The following is a 23370-nucleotide window of genomic DNA, read 5'->3' on the forward strand; positions in this document are numbered from 1 at the left end:
GCAATGAATCATTTTTTTATTCAGTTGTACAAATTGATTATACAATCAACCAAGAAATTTTAAATAATGAAAATGTATCGTTTACTTCTAATTATTTTCAATTAGGGGGAGATTCTCTTACAGCAACAAAGGTTGTTTCAAAAATTCAAAAAGAATTATGCGTAGAAGTATCAATTGGCGATATCTTTAAATATCCTATTTTAAGAGATTTTTCAGAGTTTATTAAGAAAATCGAAAAAGATAGACATTTACCATATAAAAGAATTGTACATGATTTTAAAAACATAAATGAGCCATTTCCATTAACGGATGTGCAATTTGCATATTGGATAGGAAGAAACAAAATGTATTCTTTAGGTTCAGTAGCAACACATTGTTACTTCGAATTAGATTGTTTGAATATTGAGCCTAATAAACTTCAAAAGGTAATAAATGATATGATTAAGTATCATTCTATGTTAAGGGCGATAATTTTAAACAATGGAACACAACAGATATTGGGAAAAGTTCCACCATTTATGTTAGATATTAATAACTTATCATGTCTTAATAAGGTTGAACAAGAGGAAGCTTTAAAACTGACTAGAGATATTATGTCTCACGAAATATTAAAGATAGATAAATGGCCTATATTTAATTTCAAACTTAGCATTTTAGATGAAATTAAATCCAGACTCCATATTAGTTTAGATAATATTATTTTAGACGGTTGGAGTATGTTCTATATTCTAGATGAATTGAAATTAAGATATAATGATGAAAATTTTTATAAGGAATTACCAGATGTTTCATTTAGAGATTATGTTTTAGAAATTAGAAAAGTAAAAAACACATCTAAATATCAAGTTGATAAAAAATATTGGCTGGATAGATTGAATGGATTTTTGGAAGCCCCTAAATTTGAAATAGCAAAGTTAGAAAGTGATATAGAAGAACAAACTTTTAATAGAAGAGAAAAAATTATTGATTCTTATGGATTGAATAAATTAAAAGGAATCGCAAGAGAAAATAACATAACATTGACAATTTTATTAATAACATTATTTTCTGAAATAATTAGGAAATATTCATTAAATGATGAATTTGTATTAAATATTACACAGTTTAACAAGGAACAAATTCATCCGGATATAAATAAAATCATAGGAGATTTTACTAACCTAACATTTCTTGAAGTAAAAAATTGTACTAGCGATTCATTGCTAGAAAAATCCAAAATGTTGCAAAAACAATTATTAGAAGATACAAAACACAATTCATATAGTGCTGTAGAATTTGGAAGAGAATTAAGAAATAAACACTCTAACAATAGATATTCTTTAATGCCTATAGTATTTACAAGTGGATTAGGTTTGTCTGAAGGCAGGAAAGATGCTTGGCTAGGAGAACTTGTATATAGTATTTCTCAAACACCACAAGTTTGGCTTGATCATCAAGTTATGGAAATGGACGGCAAATTAAAAATAATTTGGGATTCCATTGATGAAATATTTACGGCACAGTTGCTAGATAGGATGTTTGAGTCTTATGGAAACTTATTGGATACTATAATAAATAATACCAATGCGTTTTCCACTAAAATTAATTATAAGGAAAATAAAGATACTGAAAATAATGTATGTATTAGAGAAGACTTATCAGTTTATCAAAATAATGAACCTGATGAAGATATTCATAAATCAAACAAGAAAACAGAAGATAAATTGAACACTGAGCTACTTTATTCTATATCAGAAATTTGGAAAGAAATTTTAAAAATTGAAGAAATAAAAAAAGAAGATAACTTCTTTAAACTAGGAGGGAATTCTTTAAATATGATACAACTATCTAATACATTAATGGAACGATATGGTTTTCATTTAGAATTAGGGGAATTTATGGAAACTCCATATATTGAAAATTTGGTAATAAAGTTGATGGATTTTTTGAAATGATGTATTTGGAGAGAGGAACATTATGATGAAAGCGATAGTTTGTGGAACAACTTTTGGTCAATCCTATATAAATGCGATAAAAAAAATAAATAATATTGAATTGGTAGGTATATTAGCTTTTGGAAGTAGTCGTTCTAAGAGGTGTGCAGAAGAACATAATGTTCCACTATATGTTGATGTAGATTCTATTCCAGGAAATATAGATATTGCATTTGTTATAATTAAATCTTCTGTATTGGGAGGTAAGGGAACTGAATTGTCAGAGAGTCTCTTAAAAAAAGGAATTCATGTGATACAGGAACATCCAATTCATTATAGGGAGATAGAGAACTGCTTAAAGTTGGCTCATGAATTCAACTCATGTTATATAGTAGGGAATTTATATAATTCATTGGAAACTATTGAAAAATTTATTGAAGCTGCAAAATATTTAAATAAAGAAGATGTTCTTGAACATGTAGATATCATGACATCTTCGCAACTTCTTTATTCTTTGATATGTATTCTGAACGAAGCATTACCTCTTCTTAGAAGTTTTAATATAATTCCAACGTTAACAGAGAAAAGATACCCTTTTAATCGTGTTGTTTTGTCAAATGGGCAATTGGATGTAAACTTACAAATTCATAATGAGGTTTCTGATGTGGATGGGAATAACCATATGCATCTTCTTCATAAAATTACTTTTTTTTATAAAAGTGGAAGATTAGATCTTGAAGATACCTTTGGATCTGTAATATGGAGGGATAGAATGAATATATCTGATAATATTGTGTTAGATTCAAAACAAATTGATGTTAATTATTTAAATAAGCCAATAAAATTTAGCTTGGCAAATTACAGTAACTTGACATATGAAACTATACTTTATGATGTTTTTCCGAATGCCATAAGGAAAGAAATTGAAAAATTTATTGAAAATGTTAAACAAAGAAAAAATAATATTACAAGAACGCAAAAGGAAATAATAGTTTCGAAAAAATGGGGAGAAATAATGAAAGAAATAGGGTTTCCTAAAAATGTTAAATTTGGTGAAGAACATCTTAACCATTTACAAGCTTTAAAAAATTTAGGGATGAAAAAATGAAACTAAAAAATGATAGTACAGACTTAGATTTATTTGATTATGTAAATGAGCTGAGAAAACAGGGAATGTTTTTGTTTGTGGAAGATAAAAAATTAAAATATAGAATCAAAAAAGAATTATACAATGAAGAGGTAATCAACGAAATTAAAGTTAACAAAGAGGATTTACTCAGATATTTATCAAAAGCACAAGAAAACACTTTGGAATTGAGTTCACTTCAGTTGGCATATATGGCTGGACAAGTAGATGGGGAATTTTTAAATAAAGTTAATGCTCATTATTATATTGAATTTGAAAAGCAAAATTTAAATATTGCTAATCTTGAAAAAAACATTAATTTGATGATTAGAAAAAATGATATTTTAAGATTGATTTTATTATCGGATGGTAGAGGGATTATTCTGGAAAAAGTTCCTGAATATAAAGTTTTTAAATATCAATATAATTCTAAAGAGGATAGGTATAAAATGCGAAAGATTTTATCGCATATGAAGTATAATATCGAAACATGGCCTATGTTTAAATTCGTAGTTGGAAAGAAAATTAATGGCGAGAATAAAAATGATGTACTCCACATAAGTTTTGATTGTTCTATATTAGATGCGTGGAGTGCAGGTAATATGATATATAAGCTTTTTGCGTTATACGAAGGAGAAAAAATAAGTTTTTCCGATGTATCTTATAAAGATTATGTAATGAATTTAAGAATATATAAGGAACTTGCATTTAATAAGAGACTTTTAGATGAGGCTGAAAAATATTGGAATAAAATGATAAAAACACTACCAAAAGCACCGAATTTAAGAACAAAAATGCCGATTAATGACTTAGAAGAATACAATTTTAAAAGAAAAGAATATCGTTTTAGTAAAGAACAAACTGACAATTTAATACATTATTCAAAACTAAGAGGTGTAACGTTGTCTGCTATTTTAATCACTATTTATATGAAAGTATTGTCTGACTTAATTGAGACTGACGAATTAACAATAACAACAACATTATTTGGGAAATTACCAGTAGTTAAAAATGCAGATGAATTGTTGGGAGAATTTACAAATATAGGATTAATTAGCTATAAAGATGAATATAAATCTATATTAGAGTCCATCAAAAAAACCCAAAAACAAATATTTAAGTTATTAGAATATAGATGTTTTGATGGGATTAATGTTATAAATAAAGCTAGGCAAGAGAATGGAATAAATAAATTGTTTCCAATAGTAGTTACTTGCATGATTGGAGAGAGTTATAGCAATTGTAAAAATGGATTTCATGAAATATGTTCATTAAGTCAAACACCTCAAGTTTATCTAGATCATCATATAAGAATGATTGATGATAGTATTGTGATTACTTTTGATTATATAGATGAGTTATTATATGAAGAGGATATTATTTGGATGGTAGGTAAGTATATTGATGTTTCAAATGAAATATGCTCTAATTTTTGATAAATCAACTATGGAGGGAATAATATGAAAAGAAAAAAGTTTAATATTGAGTATCAAAAAAGAATTTATAGTGGTAAATATAAAACAATAATCTCACAAGAAAATGTTAAAACGCTCCTGGTTGAACCAGAATTAGAGGAAGATAAATCGGAATTTAAGATAAATTATATTGATAATATTAATACAGACAATGAAGTAAAAAAGAGAAAGTATTTTGTCCAAAAATTTTTATTAGATTTATTAACTGAAATTAATGTTAAAAAAATAAAAATAGACAACAAGAATGAAAATATAATTAAATACTGGTTGAAATATGTGAAAGATTTTAAAGCAGATGAGATGAATGAAGTAAAAATCGCAGAGGATTCTTTATATAGAAAACTACAACTAAAAAAGAATTTATTTGTAGATATACTTGAGAATAATAATAAAAAAGAGCTTTTGCTTTTAGATAATGAAATATCCCCAGCAAAACTAGGCATTAGAAGTGAGTTTACTGAGAGCTTATTAGATAAATTAATTAAAAACATCAATAATGAAAGTAAAGATATTAAAAGGTTAACAATAGGCATTGTTAATGATGTAGATTGCATAATAAAAGATAACTTAGTCAGCAGAATTAAAGATTTAAACAATGTAATTTTATTAAATGATTGCAATGATAAGAAATTTTTGAAAGATAATTACTTAAGTAGATTTGATCACATTATTTCTGTTAATTTTTTACATCAAATTGAAGACGTTGAATCTTTTTTCAAAACCTCAAAACTAATGTTAAAAAGAAACGGAAAAATTCATGTAATTGATTTTGGTAAAATGGATCCAATATCTGTACTTACAGCCATATTTTTTCAAGAAAAAAATCTTGATGTAGAAACTGAAAAACGTACGCAGTTTTTTTATAAAGTTGATTACATTAAGAAAATAGCCAAAAAATATTTTTTTAAAAATACTATGTTTTTGATAGAAAATAATATTGCTTATTATCTCGAATCAGAAAACTATACAGATCATATTGAGTTGATAAATAACTTAGAAAATGAAATTGGGTTAGATTTCGATAAGAAGATTGTTTTGCTGTCATTGGACTCTTTTAATGTGGATGTCTCTGATAAAACAACAATAAAAGAACAATTAAAAAATTATAATGAAAATTTAGAAGAAATCTTAAAAATAATATGGATGCAAAATTTGGATATAGATGATGTAGATAGAAATTCTAATTATTTTAAGCTTGGAGGAAATAGCTTATCTGCAACAAAGCTTCTAGTTGAGATAGAAAGAAGATTAAAATGCAAACTCACATTAAATGAAATTTTTTCAAATCCTGAATTTGAAAAAATGTTAAATTTGATAAATTCAAAACAGTTAGGTATGGAGGTAGTAGAAGGTGAAATATGATAGGAATAATTGGAGCTACTGGAGATATTGGTTCAGAATGTACTAAAATTTTGAATGGTTATGGAATCAAAGATATAAAGTTGGGATATAGAAGAAAAGAAAAAGTTTATAAGAGTAAGAATACTTTTGCATTTATAGATTTGGATGATATAAATACTTGTATTGAGTTTGTTGATGGATGTGACTGTATTATAAACTGTTCAGGGTATTCAGATTCATCAATATTTAATTTAATAGATACAGTTAATAAAAACAAATGTATTCTCATTGACTTAAGTTATTATAATTTCTATGAGAAATCTGTTTTTGAAGGAGGAACAATATATCATGGAGTTGGTTCATCGCCAGGATTAATAGAAGCATTGCCAGTTATTATTTCTAGAGTTTTTGATAAAACCCTTAGTTTTCAAATGTATTACGCCTCTAATGGGGAATTTACTTATAATGCAGCCAAAGAATACTTGAGATATTTAAGTGAAGATGGTTTTTATGCAAGATCAATCTTAAATTCAGGAAAGATAGAACCCTATTTGGCAGGAGATAAAACAATAACATTGCCAATAAGCAGCGAAAGATGGGTGCCATTTCCGTATATTGATAAAAGAACTCTTAAAGTTTGTAGGCAAATAGGTGTGGAAAATGCCATATTCTATATGTGCATAAAGAACGGATATGTTTGCAATTTTTTAAAGAATATTCGTTCTGATAACATTGAAAATATAAATGTAATGGCACAAAAATTAGTGGATTTATCCAATTTGGATAATATTGAAAAAAAAGAATTTGGCGGATTTATCTTAGAGGCAACAGGAATAAAAAATAAAAATACTATAGATGCTAATATGATTTTAAAAAGCATTTCACCAACTAGATTAACGGCTCTAACAGTAGCAGCTGTTTCTATTTTAGCTCTAGAACATGGTAATAAAACTGAAATCAAAGATATGAGTGAGTTTCCTTTATTAAATAGTTTACTTGATAAGATGATGGAAATGGATACAACATTTTATTACAAATTGATGAAAGGAACAAATTTGAAATTGAATAATATCTTTGAAGGAGAAATATAAAATGAAAAAAAGATTGAAAGCCATAGTTTGTGGCACGAATTTTGGAGAATTTTATTTAAAAGCATTAAAGAGTGCCGAATCAGATTTTCAAATTGCAGGTATTATCGGAAGAGGAAGTGAAAGGTCAAAGACACTTTCAAAGAAATATAATGTACCACTGTATTTTAATGTTGAAGAATTGCCATCAGATATAGATTTAGCTTGCGTTATTGTTAGAAGTGAGGGAACAGGTGGGGATGGAACAGAATTGTGCATAGATTTACTAAATAAAGGAATAAACGTAATTCAAGAGCAACCTGTTTATCAAGAACATTTATATAAATGTTATAAGCTAGCAAGAGAGAAAAACCTTATTTACTTGACTGCAAATCTATATTCAAATTTATCAAATATGCAGAGCTTTGCAGTGTATGCAAAAAAATTAAATATATATTCTAAGTTAGAATATATAAGCGTTTCTTTTTCTACACAATTATCATATGTAGCTTTGGATTTATTAGCTATTTCTGGAATTTTAGGTGATTTGGAGTTGGATAATAATATAATAAAGGGATTAGGCCCATTTGATATATTATATGGAAATATAGGGAAATTACCTATTTTAATAGAATTCAATAATCAATTAAATCCCAAAACACCTGATTACAATATGCAATTAATGTATAGTTTTAAACTTTATTATGAAGATGGAGTATTATCGCTAAATGATGCGTATGGAGATGTTGCTTGGCGTCCAAGAACATATTTAAAAGGAGCTAAAGACGATTTAAATATAGGTAAAGAGTCAATCTACAAGGTTTTGAATTCTTTAAAAGAAACGAGTACTTCAAAATTTTTTCAAACATACTGGATTGATTCAATAACAGCAGAATTGATTAAAATGAAGAAATATATGAATTCAGGCAAACTTGATATTCGTCGAGTAAACAGGGAACTATCAACATCTAAAAAATGGGAAATTTTGCAGAAAAAAGCGGGATATGCAAAGTTTATGGAGACTAGTAAAGAGAAGCTGCTTTTGCTGAGTGATATAAAAATTTTTGATGAATAATTTAATAAGGAGGTAAATAATGGAGAACGGTTATAAAGAAATAATTGAAAAATATTCTAAGCAAGGTATTGAGTTGTATGTTGATGGTGAAAAGTTAAAATATAAATCCATAAATGGTCAGTTAGATGAAGATATTTTAATGGAATTAAAATTAAATAAAGATGGACTTAAAGAATACATTAAAAAACTTGAGAATAAATATGATGTTAAAGATGATTATGCACCATTTCCATTATCTCCAGTTCAGAAATCATATCTTTATGGAAGAGATGACTTACATTCATATGGAAATGTATCTTGTCACATTTATCAAGAATTTTTATATGATAATTTAGACGTTTCAAAAGTACAAGATACATGGAATTACTTGATAAATAAACATGAAATGCTGAGGGCAGTTATATTTAAAGAAGGTTATCAAAAAATACTACAAAAAGTTCCAGAATATGAGGTTGTTACAGGAGATAGGATATCTATTAGAGAACAGTTAGAGGATAAAGTTTATCAATTAGAAAAATGGCCAATGTTTGATATTGGAGTATCAAATTATGGAGAAAAATCAATTTTACACTTTTCGATGGATTTTATGATATGTGATTGGTCAAGTATATGGCAACTTCTATTAGAGTTTGAGATGAAGTATTTTAAAGGAATAGAGAATGATAGACAATCTAAGATATCATTTAGGAATTATATAATAAGTGAAGAAAAGACAAAAGAAAACTCGGAATACAAGAAGGCGAAAGCATATTGGAGTCAAAAGACTAGAAAATTAAAGACATCTCCAGTAATACCTTTAAAAACGCTAAAAGAAACGGATGTTTGTAAGTTTAAAAGATTGTCTTTAACATTAGATAAGGATATGTGGGATAAATTTAAAATTTTAGCTCAAAACCATGCTTTAACACCGACAGCGTCAGTATTGACTGTATATAGTGAAGTACTAAAAAAATGGAGTACAGAAAAAGAATTTCTTATAAATTTAACTTTATTTAACAAGAAAAATTTAGGGGAAAATATAGAATATTTAGTAGGAGATTTTACAAATACATCGGTAATTTCGATAAAAAACATAAAAGAATCTTTTTCAGAGTTAGCAAGAGAAGTTAATAAAGAATTATTCAGCTCAATAGATAATAGTGCATATCCTGGAGTTAATATATTAAGAGATATTGCTAAACTGCATAACTCCAAAGAATTTTTAGCACCGTATGTATTTACAAGTGCAATAGGGTTAATTAAAAAGAGGTTGATAGGAAGATATGTGTATGGAATATCTCAAACACCGCAAGTATTTATTGATTGTCAAGCTATGGATACTGAATTAGGTTTACAGATTAATTGGGATGTTCGTGAAGGAATATTTGAAGATGATATGTTGGAGGATATGTTTAGTGAGTTTAAGAAGATTTTAATAAATTTATCGAACAATAAAGAATTTTGGGAGAAACGTCTTGAAATTAATCTACCTAAGTGGCAACGTGAAATTAGAGAAAAAGTTAATGCTACAAATAAAAAAATTAATAATAAGACATTATTAGAAGATTTTATAGAAAAAGTAAAATCTTATCCAGATAAGGCGGCTGTTATAGACTCTAGAGGTTCAATTTCTTATAAAGAATTATATAATAAGTCTGTATCTATAGCTTTAGCATTGAAAGAAAAAAATGTAAAAAAAGGTGAGCATATAATTGTAAAACTACCACATAATAAAAGTCAAGTTTATACTATTCTTGGAATACTTATGGTAGGAGCTATATATGTTCCGGTAGATTTTAATATAGAAGAAAAAAGATTAGAGAATATTTTAAAACAATGTAATTGTAAAGTTATTTTGACAAATGTCAGTTGTTATGATAGTAGACAAAGAAATTTTGTGAACATTGATGATGTAAATTATAGGTTAGATTTGATAAATATGTTTAATATAGAACATATCGATTCGACTGATGCAGCTTATATCATGTTTACGTCAGAGACTACTGAAAATCCAAAAGGTGCTGTAATAAATCATGGCGCAGTATTTAATACTATATATGATATAAATCAAAAATTTGAAATATCTGAGAGAGATTGCATATTAAGAATATCAAAATTAGATTTTGACTTATCTGTTTATGATATTTTTGGAATGCTATCAGTTGGAGGAACTATTGTATATCCTGATGAAAGTGAGTATTTAAATCCTGCTCATTGGGATAAATTGATTGAAGAAAATTCTGTGTCTATATTAAATATGGTACCAGAATTAATGAAACCATATTTAAATTATTTAGAAAATTTATCAAAAAAACAAAATTTTATTAAACTAATATTGCTATCAAGAGATTGGATTCCTTTAAATATGCCTAATGCGGTGCAAAAAACTTTTGTAGAATCTAAAATAATAGTATTGGGAGGTGCTACAGAAGCCTCTATATGGTCTAACTATCATGAATATAAAGGTATTAAAAAGGGATGGAAAAGCATTCCGTATGGGAAACCGCTCACTAATCAACAAATTTATGTATTAGATAAAAATTTTGAAGATTGTCCAGTTTATTGCGAAGGTAATTTATATATAGCTGGTAGAGGCTTGGCGGAAGGGTATTTAGGAGATAAAAAATTAACAGAAGAAAAGTTCTTTATTCATCCTCTAAAGCAGATCAGACTTTATTCTACTGGAGATTTGGGTCGCTATTTATCAAGTGGAGAAATAGAATTTTTAGGTACGGAAGATACTCAGGTAAAAATAAGAGGCAATAGAATAGACCTTGAGGAGATAAAAAATGCTTTAATTAAGCAAAAAGTAATTTCAAATGCTATTGTAATGGTAAATGAAAATAAAAAAGAATTTCCTATTGAATCAGTAGTAACAATTGCTAGAGAAGACAGAGATGATAAATTAGATTCGCATTATGAAACTTTATTTAATAATAATGAGGGTATAGATATTAAAAATAAGGAATACTTATTTAGTAACAAATATAGGGAATTATGCGATATAAGAGATAAAATATGTTTAAATGCTATACTAAATGCAATGATAGATACAGACATATTAAAAAAAGAACCAAATTCTGACTTATATAAAAGAAAAAGGAAATTAAATGATAATAAATATAATTGGATAATTGACAGATGGTTATATCAATTGATAGAAAAAAATATAATATATGCTGAAAATGGAGATTATAAAATTCAGTCTATTTTGACATATGATGATATTGCTAATTTATGGACAAAAGTTTTTTTAAAATGGGATGTTAAAAATGATAATAGTTTGAAGTACTTAAAGTATGTCAAAGACAGCACGGATAATTTAGTAGAAATTTTAAATGGGAAGATTGATCCAGTAAATATATTATATCCTGAGGGTTCTGATATTTACACTGATGCAATGTATAATACAAGTATAAATTCTATTGTTATTAATAATTTTTACTGTAATTTTATTAATGAGTATATTAAAAATAATAATCATAGGAAAATAAGAATTTTAGAAATAGGTGCCGGAACTGGGGCAACATCTGAAAAAATAATAGATTTATTAAATGGTGTAGATTATGAATATCATTTTACAGATGGAAAGAAATATTTTTTATCTAAAGCTAAAAAGAAGTTTGAAGATAATAAAAATGTTAAGATCTATCAATTGGACATTAATGAAGATCCTATAAAAATTGGAATAGAATACAATTATTTTGATATAATAATTGGCGCTTATGTTTTAGAAAATGCTAAAGATGTTGTAAGTAGTTTAAATTATATAAGAAATATATGTGCGCCTAAGGGATACTTACTATTTTCTGAGCCTATACGTAATGAACCGTGGATAATTGCATCTCAAGTATTTATGATGGAAAAACCATTAGATTCATTAAGGAAAAACAAATTTTTCTTATCAATAGAAGAATGGAAAAATATATTATATGAAAACAATGAAAAAATCTTTACTTTACCAAGAGAAGAATCTGTTATAGAGAAATTAGGAATGGTTTTGTTTATAAAACAGTTTAAAAGTGATTATTCTTTTATCAATAGAGAGAAAATATATAATAATCTTAAGATATGTTTACCTATTGATTTGATGCCTGACAAAATAACTTTTTTAGAAAAATTCAAATTGACTTCAAATGGTATAGTTGACATAAAGAAAAATTTTTCATATGAAACGGATTATTTGAGATGTGCAGAAAATGAATCTATTAATTTTGATTCAAAAAAAACATCTATACCAAAAGAAGTATTGAATATTTGTGCTAAATTTTTAGATGAAGAAGAATTAAATTTAAATAAGAATTTATATGAATGTGGAGCTGATTCATTGATTTTAGCTCAAATAGCAGCTGAAATTATAAAAAGCATTGAATCAAGTAGCACATTTGAATCTATACTTAGAGAATTAATAGATGAACCAACTTTTTATAGGATTTCTGAGTTATTGAAAGGCGGAAACGGTACAGAGCATAATATTTCTAATGATGAATTTATATACTCAAAAAAATATAGTGCAGCCATCGAGGATAAAAGATTAAGAGTTATATTACATGGAGCTTTTGGAAATCTTGAAAATTTAAAAAATTTAGCAATGGAATTATGTTCTCAAAATAAAGGAGATATATTATTGATGGGTGTATCAGATATAGGTAAGTATCTAGATATAAATTCAGATGAATTAGTTGAAAAATTGGCAAATGAGTATTATAAAGAAATACAAAAATTTTCTCCAACAAATGTTCAAATAATAGGATATAGCTTTAGCGGGGTAGTTGCAATAGAAGTTTCTAGGAGATTATTAGAAGCAGGAATTTTAGTAGATAATTTAGCAGTTATAGAAGGTGGAAGCTTGTTAAATTATAATTATGATGAATTATTATTGGAATTTAATTTCTTACAAGCATTTAATATTGAAATTTCAGATATAGGATTTAAAGAAACAAATATATTAGATATAGCATTTTCTAATATGGATAATAATTATGAGAATGCAATGACGGTTAATAATATATTGAGTAAAATGCGATTCGAAGAAGATATACTTTATGTAAAAAAATTAAATTCTTTATCTCAACAAAAAAGATTTGAATTATATTATAATTTAGTAAAAAATAAGGGAAATTCAATTACAAAAAAATCTTTTTTAGATATGTATAAAATTTTCATAAAGTCATTTAATGCTCAAAAATTTATGCCTGAAATATATTTTGGGGATATAGATTACTATATAGCAAAAGATAATGTTGGGGCATATAAGCACTTTAATATCCTAGCTGAAAATTGGAAGAATATAATTATTGGCGATATTAGAAAATTTTATATACCAGGCAATCATTATAGTTCAGTACAAGGAAAGTCAAACTCAAAAGTTTTAGCAAATATGTTAAATGAAAATATGTCGAGCGAAATATAGAGAATAAAGTATATATTATAATAAATATTTAAAAAAGAAAGTATATCGTTTTGTGGGGGGTGAAAAAATGATAGAAACAATTATTTGTGGAAAAGTATCAGGAAATTTTATTGTAGAATCTTTATTTAAATTAAAAGATATAATTGAAATATCAGGAATTTTTGAAGTTAATTCTAAGACAACAATTAGAGATGCATATTTTAATAATTTGCCACTTTTTACAAATATAAAAAATATCCCTAATAATACTAAACTTGCATATGTTCCATTTAATTCTGAAATTAATAGAGATGTAGATATTGTTCGCTATCTATTAAATAGAGGAATAAACGTAATTGAAGAAATTCCTAAAAGTAAAAAAGATACAATAAAATATTTAAAGGAAATAAAAAGTAAAAACTGTTACTATCTTATTAGAAATTTATATGAAGAAACAGAAATTTCAAAAATGTTTATAAGAAAAGCGAAACAAATAATGCAAGAACAAAAAATAATATATATTGATTCGTTTATATCTAAAGATATGTTATTTTCTATTTTTAAAATTATTAAGTCAAGCCTTAATGAGAATTTTTGTTTTGATATAAAAACATTTAGTCATGATGAATTTATTACTATTAGTGGGAAAATATCGGAAATAACATTTTGCTTTAAAGTATATGATCCTATAAATATTAATAACAGATGCAAATACTATGAAAATAAATTGGAGTTTGTATTTGAAGATGGTAGTTTGATTTTAGAAATTTTTAAAAATATAATTATCTGGAAAAATAGAAGAAATTTATTTTTTGATAAAGATAACATAAATATAAATTTATACAATGCAGAACAACTACTAAATTTAAAAACATCTTTTACAGTCGAAAATAAAACAGATTTAAATGATGAATTATTACTTTTGGTAAAAAAACAGATCACTTTTTTAAATAATATGAAGAATGATGGAAGAAAATATTTGCCAAAGGTACACGAGATTATTAAAGATGTTCAATTATTTGATGAATTTGAATATTTAGTAAGAAAGTTTGATTTAAAAGATGACCTTACAATAAAACAAAACTCATGTTTATCCTCAAATTTAGAAAAAAATGAGTGGTTGTATGAAACACCTAATTTAATGAATATTCATTCTATACAAGATGTTGAAAGAAGGTACTCATTTATAGATCATGTTCATGTAAATAAATTTTTAGAATCGATAAATATGTATATATATTTGTCCATGATATTGTTTTTTCAAAATAATGGTGTTTTTATTGATTGTAATCGCAAATATAATATAAATGAGATTATTGAAAAAAACTTTAATAGTAGAAATAAAAATATTATATTAAGATGGTTAAATATATTATTCGAAAATGAATTTATACATCTAGAAAATAATAATTGTTATTTGCGTAAAGTCGTGAATAAAAATAATATTGATAGATATTATGAAGATGCAAAGAACTTATGGGATTGGAAATTAGGAGATCCGTTGTCTATAGATTATATAAATCAAAATATAAAATATTTACAAGAATTATTTGATGGAAAGAAAAAATGTAATTCTATATTATTTCCTGAGGGAGACCTGAAATATGCAAAGGCATTATATAAGAACAACATGGTATATAGATATATTAATGACTTAGTAGCAATAACTATATCTGATTATGTAAAAAAATATTCTAGTGGAATTAATAAGATAAAAATTTTAGAAATAGGAGCTGGAATAGGAGCTACTACAGATAGTGTATTAAAAAGATTAATAGATGAAAATTTGATTGATGAAGTATTATATAAATATACAGATATATCGAATTTTTTTATCCAGTGTGCAAAAAGCAAATATGAAAATGTAGTTAGTAACATTGAATATGAAAAGATTGATATAGATAAAGATTTGGAAAAGTTAGGAAAGGAAACTTTTGATATAGTGATAGCTGTAGGTGTATTAAATAATTCTGGAAAATTAAATACAGTATTGAGAGAGATATATAATACTGTAAAAAAAGATAGTCTTATATTAATTGCAGAACCAGTTAAGGAACCTCCTGAAATGCTTGTTTCACAAGTTTTTATGATGACAAAACCAACAGATATTAGGCTAGAGAAAAATAGAACATTTTTAAATAGATTAGAATGGCTTGATTTATTAAAGGATACATTTGATAAAAAACAAATTCTTACTTATCCTAAAAATACACACGCCTTGTATGAATTTGGGCAACAATTATTTGTTGTTAAAATATAAAAAAAGGAGATAAATAAGTAGTCATGAAAGAAACAATTATTTTAGTATGTGGAGCTTTTCATTATGAATGGTGCTGGAATGAACATTTTATACCATACTTTAAGGAAAAAGGATACAATTTACATGTGCATGCATTATCAAAAGAAGCTAAAAATTTAAAAGATTCTATGAAAATATTAAGGGAAAATATTAAAAAAATTGATACAGAGTTTATTTTTATAACACATTCTATGGGTAATTTGTTTATAAATGAATTTTTAAAAACTTATAAAGATTGTGTGCCGAAATCAATGGTTTTTTTAATGCCATTTCCAATTGAAAACAGGATTAAAAATTTATTCTTTACTAATAAGAATTATATTAAGTTGACAAGGGAAGAATTCTTTTTTTCTGGAAGAGTTAATAACGCTAAAAAGTATATTGATAAAATGAATAAGGAACCTCTAAGCATAAGAATGTTGCCTGTTATTTATTCCTCAATTAAAAAAATAGAATTTAATGTTCCAATATTAACCATATATTCTAAAAATGACAATTGTTTACTCGGAGAATCAGTAATAGAATCAGCTAAGTTGTATAAATCAAAAATTGTTGTTTTAGACGATGTGTGTCATGATTGTATGCTTGATCCAGAATGGAAACTAGTAGCGGACCTAACAAGAGAATTTATAGATAATTAAATAATATGTTATCATAAAAAAATGTAATTGATAGTGATTGTTGACTTTATTAGCTTCTTTATGCTAAAATATAGTAAACGGTGTTATCTTAATTTGGGAGGTGAAACTTACTGAGAGACAAAGATGTTACAATAGAGAAAATATTAAAAAGTGCAAAAAGCGAGTTTACAGAGCATGGATTCGAAGAGGCTTCTATTCGCACTATTGCTAAAAATGCAGGAATTACGCCTGGTGCAATATATAAGCATTTTAAATCTAAAGAAGATATTTTTAAAGTACTTGTAAGTCCTATACTTAATCACTTATACAGAAGAAGTAAAGAATTGACAAATCAAGCGATTGAAGAAATTAAAGTAAATGGTTTACAAGCTTTTGGAGAAAAATCTGATGATAGTAATAGGGAATTATTGGAATTTATTTACCAAAACGATCCTATAGTTAATCTTCTGTTTAACTGTTCTCATGGTACGGAATTTGAATCAATTCGTCATGATTTAGTGAATCTTGAAGTGCAGGGCGCTAAGAAATTAATTGAGATTCTTAAAGAAAAAAAGATTGAAGTAAATGATTTGAATGATGATGAACTTCATGTTCTTTATACAATGGCATGTACGCCTTTATTTGAGGTAATCACACATAGGTATCCATATAATGAAGCCTTAAATTTTATCGATATGATGGAGGCAGCAATGAATTTTGGTTGGAGGAGGATTATTAAATGAAAACATAATATAAAATTAAAAAATAATAAATTTTGAAATCGGGTTAATCCCGATTTTCTGCGTTTTATGGAAAGTAAACAAAAATAAAAAAAATTTACCAGTAAAGATTATTTTGAATCAATCATATTGTAACTGGTAAATAAATATAAAAATTTAAATGGAGGTATTCAAATGAATGAATCAAAATTAAAAACAAAAGATTTAGTTAACATCGGCATTTTTTCAGTGATTTATATGGCGTTATCCATGGCGGTAATGTTTATTCCTGTGTTTTCTCCGATACTTTGGTTATTATGGCCAGCAATGACAGGCATAATATGTAATTTTATTTACATGTTGTTGGTCTCTAAGGTGCCAAAACCAGGAACGGCTTTACTTTTGATAGCAATTACAGGGATTATATATTTTGCTATAGGAGAATGCACTTTTACAATTGTCATAACTTGCGTTATTGCAGGGGTTTTAGCAGAAATTACTAGAAAAATTTTGGGATATAAAAGTCAAAAAAGCGTAATAGTATCTTCAGGATTGATTTGCATTGGGTTGATTGGCTCACCATTGCCTATGTGGTTGTTCCAAGAATCTTATATGAAATCTATTATTAAAATGGGAATGAGTCCAGAATATGTAAATAAATTACAAACTTTAATTTCAATTCCAACACTTATCGGGATGATCATTACTGCATTTATTGGAGGAGTCATTGGTGCATATATAGGTAAAGCAATGTTCAAAAAACGTTTTGAAAAAGCTGGAATTATGTAAATGGAGGGTATTACAAGAGGCATTATAAAGCTAAATCCACTAACTGAAATCATTTTTTTGATTTCAGTTAGTATTATTAGCTTTGCAAATAATAGCTTAAAATTAGATGTTTTTATTCTTTTAATGGCTGCTATTATAGCCTTATTTATGGGACTTGTTAAAATATCTTTAAAGGCATTATCTATGTTTGTATTATTACAGGGATTGAAATATTTTGTTTTGCCGTTTCTACCAGATGTCATATCAGCACATTTTGGATTATTGGTGATTCATGCTCCTAAGTTAATACCGATTTTTTTAGTTGGTCAAATTCTTATAAAAACTAATCCTATACGAAATATTATGTATGCCTTAAAAATGATGCATTTTCCAAAAAGCCTAATTATTTCTCTAGCAATAGCTATCAGATATTTTCCATCTTTAAGAGAAGAAAAAATATTAATCTCAGACGCAATAAAAATAAGAGGCGTGACTGGATTTAAAAAGATACAATTAGGACTAATATCTTTAATAGTTACAGCTTCTAATACCGCAGATGAATTAGCTCAAGCTATTACAGTAAGAGGGATAGAAAATCCTGCAAGAAAGACTTTTATGGATGATGCAGGATTTAACATTTGGGATCTAATAATTATTCTATTATGTATTCTGATGTTCTTTAATGTAAAGTTCAAGTTATTTTTATAAGAGGTACGAAACATGATTAATATAAATGAGGCTTCATATTCCTATAAGAGAAGCTTAGAAGATCAGTTAAAGAAAATTTCAATAAAGATTAATCAAGGAGAAGTTATCTTATTATGCGGAAAATCTGGTTCTGGGAAAACAACTATAACAAAATTAATCAATGGATTGATTCCTCATTTTTTAGAGGGAAATTTATTAGGAAATATTTTTATAAATGGGATAAACACAAAACAAATGAAGATATATGAAATTTCTGAAAAAGTGGGAACAATTTTTCAAAACCCCAAAACACAGTTTTTTAATTTAGATTCAGATAGTGAACTAACATTTGGATTAGAAAATTTAGGTGAAAACCCTGATAAAATAAAAAGACAAGTTTTTAAAGTAGTACGTGATTTAGGAATTGAAAGATTAAAAAACAGAAATGTTTTTATGATGTCAGGTGGAGAAAAGCAATTACTTGCTATTGCATCTATTTATGCTACCAATCCAGATGTATATGTGTTTGATGAACCTTCTGCAAATATTGATGAGTATGGCATTGAAAGAATAAGAGAGATGCTTATAAATCTTAAAGCTCAGGGCAAGACAATTATTATTTCTGAACATAGACTTTATTATTTAATGGATTTAATTGATAGAGCTATTTATTTACAAGACGGAAAAATAAAATATGTTTTTTCAAATGTGGAATTTTCTTCGATTAGTAACGAATCACGAAAGAAACTAGGGCTTAGAACTTTTATAAGAAAGAAAAATGATGATTTTGCAAATCCTGTCACATTTTGTGAATCTGATGACTTTGTAGTTTCAAATTTAGAATATGAAAATAAGAAACAAAAAATTTTAGATAAGATAAATATTTCCGGAAACAAGGGAGATATTATTGCAATCACAGGTAAAAATGGTCAAGGAAAAACAACATTAATGAGAATTTTATGTGGACTGTTGAAAGAAAACGAAGGGAAAATAAGCTATAAAGGAAGTCCCATAAAATATAAAAAACGAAGAAAACTTTGTTATATGGTTATGCAAGATGTAATTCATCAGTTTTTTTCTGAATCTGTAAGAGATGAATTTAGTTTATTTGATTCTAAAATAGATGAAAAGCAAATAGATAATATTCTAGAAAAATTAGATCTTAAAAAATTAGATAATCGTCATCCTATGTGCTTATCAGGAGGTCAAATGCAGAGACTTTCTGTAGCATTGGGGATGTTAATGGATAGAGAAATTATTATTTTGGACGAACCAACGAGTGGACTTGATTATACAAATATGCTCGAAATAAGCAAAGTCATTAAAGAATTTTCAAATAATAAAATTATATTTATTGTTACGCATGATAATGAATTGATTGATAGTACATGTAATAAATTATTGGAGATTTGCGATGGCAGAATAAAAAGATTTTATGAAAGAAGGTAAAAGATGGATATCTTAAAGGGACATAAAAGCAAGATTTTCGCAGCTGTATTCATTGCGATAATAGGAGTAGGATTTGGTGTAATACCTTATTTTTCTGTAGCAGCCATTATTAATAACTTGGTTGCAAAAAATACAAATTTAAATAATTATTATCCATATATTTTTGCTGTATTTTTGGGATTTTTAGCAAGTATATTATTTCATGAAATATCTACTATTATTTCTCATAATCTTGCCTACAGGATTATTGAAGATAAAAGAAAGTTATTAGCTGACAAATTAAGTAAAATTTCTATGGGAGAAGTTGAAAGAAAAAGCAGCGGACAGTGGTCTCAATTTATGGTGGAAACACTTGATAAAATGGAAAAACCGATTGCTCATGTGATTCCTGAAGTTATTGCTAATATATTCATTCCTATAGTATTGGTCATAACAATTTTTATAATGGACTGGAGAATAGGAATTGCGAATTTACTTACAATTCCATTGGGATTATTGTTTTCAATGTTAATGATGCGAGGTTATGAAGAAAAATCTAAAAGATACCAAGAAGCAGCTAAAGCTATGAATACGACAATGGTTGAATATGTAAATGGTATTAAAGTTATAAAAGCATTTAATAAATCAGCATCATCATTTGGGAAATTTAGAAAGACTGTTGAAGAAAATAAGAACGCAATGCTTGATTGGTACTTGAGTGTTTGTTTTTCAATGACAGCAACTATGGAAACTATCCCGTCAACTATGGTCTTTGTTTTACCAGCTTCCTTGTATTTCTTTATGAAGGGTAGTGTTGAAGTAGGGACTCTTATCATGTGTATATTGCTATCATATGCTTCATATAAACCATTAATAAAAGCTATGAGTCATATGGAAACAATAGCAAATATAAAAGTTGTATTTGAAGAAATAAAAAAAATAATGGAAATTCCTAACTTAAAAAGAGGAGAAGAAGTAAGAGATATAAAATCTTATGATGTAGAGTTTAAAGATGTTACATTTGCATATGAAGAGTCAAAGAATGTATTAAATAATATTTCGTTTAAAGCAAATGAAAATGAGTTAACTGCAATCGTTGGAAATTCAGGTAGTGGAAAGTCTACTATTACAAAACTAATCGCAGGATTTTGGAATGTTTCTAATGGAGAAATTTTGATTGGAAAAACAAATTTGAACGAATTGCCTTTAAAACAGAATATGGAGCTTGTTAGCTATGTGTCGCAAGAAAACTTTCTTTTTAATAAAACAATATTAGAAAATTTAAAGATGGCGAAGGAAGATGCGAGTATGGATGAAATTAAAGAGGCTTGTGAAAAAGCGAGTTGCTATAATTTTATAAAGGGCCTACCAAATGGATATCAAACTATTGTAGGGAAGGGAGGAGCAAATCTTTCTGGAGGAGAAAAGCAAAGAATTGCAATAGCTAGGTGTTTTTTAAAGAATAGTCCTATTGTACTACTTGATGAAGCAACAGCATATTCTGATCCTGACAATGAATCAGTTATTCAACAGTCTATTGATAAGTTAATTAAAGATAAAACAGTGATTATGGTAGCTCACAGGTTATCTACAATTGTAAATGCAAATAAAATAATTGTGGTGGATAATGGAGAAGTAATTGAAGAAGGCACTCATAAACAATTACTCGAGTTAAATGGGAGATACAAAAAAATGTGGGATGTATATACAGAATCTAAAGAAATCGAGGTGATATAAAGTGAGAGAATTGATAAAAACTTTATATGAGGTGTCAGGGTCATATTCAAATAAAATAACAAAAATGCTCATTTTTGATGTATTTAAGGGAGTATTTGAAGGAGTTTCTTTAGGTGCAATTCTATTATGTTTGACCAAAATTTGTGAAAATATATTTACGAACCAAAGCATTTTAATGAGAGATGTGTATATTGTTTTTATTTTTGCAGCTATAAGTTTGGTGGGGAAAATTATATTTGGATATCTGGCTGATAAAAACAAATATATTGCTTCGTACAATTTAGGAGCAGAAAATAGATTATATATTGGTGATCGTTTAAAAAATGTAAACATGGGATATTTCAGCACAAATTCTTTAGGGAATATAGCAGGAGCATTGTCAACTGTTATAGGTGAACTTGAAACAATAGGAGTTTTTATTATTGAGCAAATGCTTGTAGGTACAATACAGACACTAATTATGGTTATTTTCATACTACCTTATGATTTTGCAACAGCTATAATTATATTGTTGACTTTGATTGTTGGAACCTTAGTAAACTTATTCACACAAAAAAGCACAGATCAACTAACAGAGAGATTGTTAGGACTTAAATTGGATTTAAGTGAAAAAATGCTTGAGTATGTAAATGGGATAGGAATAACTAAAGCATTTGGAAAAGATAAAAATACAGTTAAGGAACTAAACGAAAGTATTACAAAAAGTCGCAAAGGTTTCCTTGCTGTAGAAAAAATTTTAGTTCCAACACAGTTTTTATTCTTGTTAGTATTTAAACTTGGTATTTGTGTGATAATTTTTAGTTCTATAATAAGATATTTATCAGGGGATATTGAAGTTACTAAAGCTATTATATTAATTGTTATGAGTTTTGTTGTTTTTTCTGGATTTGAATTAGCAGGAAGTATGCAGAGTATTAAGGGTGTTGCTGTACGAAATCTTAATACTGTTATAAATTTAAGAAATTTACCTGTAATTGAAGAAGGTGAAATGACAGAAGTAGATAAAGCAGAAATATCAATGAACAATATTTCATTTTCTTATGGAAAAGAAAATCTTTTCAATAATCTAAGTATGCTTGTTCCAGATGGAAAAACAACTGCTCTTGTTGGATTTTCAGGAAGTGGTAAAACAACACTTTGCAATTTAATGGCGAGGTTTTGGGATGTAAATTCTGGCGAAGTAAAAGTTGGAAATCTAAATATTAAACAGTACAAGTATGATGAATTGCTTTCAAATTTTAGCTTTGTTTTTCAAGACGTGTATCTTTTTGATGATACCATAAAAAACAATATTAAGTTTGGTAATCCAAATGCAACAGATGAAGAAATGATAGATATTGCCAAAAAAGCTCAGTGCCATGATTTTATTATGAAATTGCCACAAGCTTATGATACTGTTTTGCAAGAAGGGGGTTCAAACCTATCGGGAGGTGAACGCCAGAGAATATCTATTGCGAGAGCTATGTTAAAGCCAAGTAAATTTATAATTCTTGATGAGGCAACTTCAAGCGTAGATCCAGAAAATGAAAAAGAATTATTGATTGCTTTGAAAAACTTATTAAAAGGCAAAACCGTTATTGTAATTGCACACAAGCTTTCTACTGTAAAAAATGCAGATCAGATAGTTGTTTTAAAAGACGGTGTTATAAAACAAGTAGGAACACATAGTGAACTTGCATCTAAACATGGAATATATAAGGATTTTATTGAAATCAGAAAACAATCTGAAAAGTGGAAGATTTAA

General features: G+C 26.9%; 15 protein-coding genes and 1 pseudogene. All 16 read left to right on the forward strand.

Translation table 11 applies throughout. The features are described from left to right. The coding region (locus tag HMPREF1639_RS00820) for a condensation domain-containing protein (protein WP_036762248.1) at positions 1–1934 on the forward strand (1934 nt) is incomplete at its 5' end. Positions 1935–1956: 22 nt separating this feature from the next. Continuing rightward, positions 1957–3021, forward strand: coding sequence for a Gfo/Idh/MocA family oxidoreductase (locus HMPREF1639_RS00825; protein WP_036762250.1), 1065 nt, complete (start codon positions 1957–1959; stop codon positions 3019–3021). Further along, a complete protein-coding gene (locus tag HMPREF1639_RS00830; RefSeq protein WP_036762252.1) occupies positions 3018–4475 on the forward strand; it encodes a condensation domain-containing protein in 1458 nt (485 codons plus the stop codon). The genes HMPREF1639_RS00825 and HMPREF1639_RS00830 overlap by 4 nt, the downstream gene beginning before the upstream one ends. Before the next feature lie 24 nt (positions 4476–4499). Next, positions 4500–5876 (forward strand): phosphopantetheine-binding protein, encoded by a 1377-nt coding sequence (locus HMPREF1639_RS00835; protein ID WP_036762254.1) that lies wholly within the window; start codon positions 4500–4502, stop codon positions 5874–5876. Then, a complete protein-coding gene (locus HMPREF1639_RS00840) occupies positions 5873–6946 on the forward strand; it encodes a hypothetical protein (RefSeq protein ID WP_036762256.1) in 1074 nt (357 codons plus the stop codon). The genes HMPREF1639_RS00835 and HMPREF1639_RS00840 overlap by 4 nt, the downstream gene beginning before the upstream one ends. A 1-nt stretch (position 6947) precedes the next feature. After that, positions 6948–7997 carry a Gfo/Idh/MocA family oxidoreductase gene (locus HMPREF1639_RS00845; RefSeq protein WP_036762259.1) on the forward strand — a complete coding sequence of 350 codons (1050 nt, stop codon included), beginning with the start codon at positions 6948–6950 and terminating at the stop codon, positions 7995–7997. 19 nt (positions 7998–8016) lie between these two features. Beyond that, positions 8017–13389, forward strand: a complete 5373-nt coding sequence (locus tag HMPREF1639_RS00850; RefSeq protein ID WP_036762262.1) for an AMP-binding protein — start codon at positions 8017–8019, stop codon at positions 13387–13389. 67 nt (positions 13390–13456) lie between these two features. After that, on the forward strand, positions 13457–15628 hold the full coding sequence (locus HMPREF1639_RS00855) for a class I SAM-dependent methyltransferase (protein ID WP_036762265.1): 2172 nt from the start codon (positions 13457–13459) through the stop codon (positions 15626–15628). 23 nt (positions 15629–15651) lie between these two features. Beyond that, positions 15652–16308: a hypothetical protein gene (locus HMPREF1639_RS00860; RefSeq protein WP_036762269.1), complete on the forward strand. Its 657-nt coding sequence runs from the start codon at positions 15652–15654 to the stop codon at positions 16306–16308. Between the two features lie 140 nt (positions 16309–16448). Then, a pseudogene (locus tag HMPREF1639_RS09670) lies at positions 16449–16571 on the forward strand (TetR/AcrR family transcriptional regulator); the annotation flags it as partial. A 60-nt stretch (positions 16572–16631) separates the two neighbouring features. After that, positions 16632–17030 carry a hypothetical protein gene (locus HMPREF1639_RS00865; protein ID WP_036762271.1) on the forward strand — a complete coding sequence of 133 codons (399 nt, stop codon included), beginning with the start codon at positions 16632–16634 and terminating at the stop codon, positions 17028–17030. Positions 17031–17201: 171 nt separating this feature from the next. Continuing rightward, positions 17202–17795: an MptD family putative ECF transporter S component gene (locus HMPREF1639_RS00870; protein ID WP_002842188.1), complete on the forward strand. Its 594-nt coding sequence runs from the start codon at positions 17202–17204 to the stop codon at positions 17793–17795. After that, complete coding sequence (locus HMPREF1639_RS00875; RefSeq protein WP_036762273.1) at positions 17796–18482, forward strand: energy-coupling factor transporter transmembrane component T family protein; 687 nt, start codon at positions 17796–17798, stop codon at positions 18480–18482. Between the two features lie 12 nt (positions 18483–18494). Then, entirely contained in the window at positions 18495–19910 is a 1416-nt protein-coding gene (locus tag HMPREF1639_RS00880) for an ABC transporter ATP-binding protein (RefSeq protein WP_036762274.1), read from the forward strand. Between the two features lie 3 nt (positions 19911–19913). Then, the gene (locus HMPREF1639_RS00885; protein WP_036762275.1) at positions 19914–21626 is read left to right on the forward strand and encodes an ABC transporter ATP-binding protein; all 1713 of its coding nucleotides are present in this window, start codon (positions 19914–19916) and stop codon (positions 21624–21626) included. A gap of 1 nt (position 21627) precedes the next feature. Further along, on the forward strand, positions 21628–23370 hold the full coding sequence (locus tag HMPREF1639_RS00890) for an ABC transporter ATP-binding protein (protein WP_036762276.1): 1743 nt from the start codon (positions 21628–21630) through the stop codon (positions 23368–23370).

It is taken from the genome of Peptostreptococcus sp. MV1, assembly GCF_000758885.1.
Lineage (GTDB): Bacteria > Bacillota > Clostridia > Peptostreptococcales > Peptostreptococcaceae > Peptostreptococcus.

What these genes read in the sequence shown, in the direction of transcription:
- HMPREF1639_RS00870 (WP_002842188.1), top strand. Translation starts at nt 17,202, where the DNA reads ATGAATGAATCAAAATTAAAAACAAAAGATTTAGTTAACATCGGCATT.
- HMPREF1639_RS00860 (WP_036762269.1), top strand. Translation starts at nt 15,652, where the DNA reads ATGAAAGAAACAATTATTTTAGTATGTGGAGCTTTTCATTATGAATGG.
- HMPREF1639_RS00845 (WP_036762259.1), top strand. Translation starts at nt 6,948, where the DNA reads ATGAAAAAAAGATTGAAAGCCATAGTTTGTGGCACGAATTTTGGAGAA.
- HMPREF1639_RS00825 (WP_036762250.1), top strand. Translation starts at nt 1,957, where the DNA reads ATGATGAAAGCGATAGTTTGTGGAACAACTTTTGGTCAATCCTATATA.
- HMPREF1639_RS00885 (WP_036762275.1), top strand. Translation starts at nt 19,914, where the DNA reads ATGGATATCTTAAAGGGACATAAAAGCAAGATTTTCGCAGCTGTATTC.
- HMPREF1639_RS00880 (WP_036762274.1), top strand. Translation starts at nt 18,495, where the DNA reads ATGATTAATATAAATGAGGCTTCATATTCCTATAAGAGAAGCTTAGAA.
- HMPREF1639_RS00830 (WP_036762252.1), top strand. Translation starts at nt 3,018, where the DNA reads ATGAAACTAAAAAATGATAGTACAGACTTAGATTTATTTGATTATGTA.
- HMPREF1639_RS00835 (WP_036762254.1), top strand. Translation starts at nt 4,500, where the DNA reads ATGAAAAGAAAAAAGTTTAATATTGAGTATCAAAAAAGAATTTATAGT.
- HMPREF1639_RS00850 (WP_036762262.1), top strand. Translation starts at nt 8,017, where the DNA reads ATGGAGAACGGTTATAAAGAAATAATTGAAAAATATTCTAAGCAAGGT.
- HMPREF1639_RS00840 (WP_036762256.1), top strand. Translation starts at nt 5,873, where the DNA reads ATGATAGGAATAATTGGAGCTACTGGAGATATTGGTTCAGAATGTACT.
- HMPREF1639_RS00855 (WP_036762265.1), top strand. Translation starts at nt 13,457, where the DNA reads ATGATAGAAACAATTATTTGTGGAAAAGTATCAGGAAATTTTATTGTA.
- HMPREF1639_RS00875 (WP_036762273.1), top strand. Translation starts at nt 17,796, where the DNA reads ATGGAGGGTATTACAAGAGGCATTATAAAGCTAAATCCACTAACTGAA.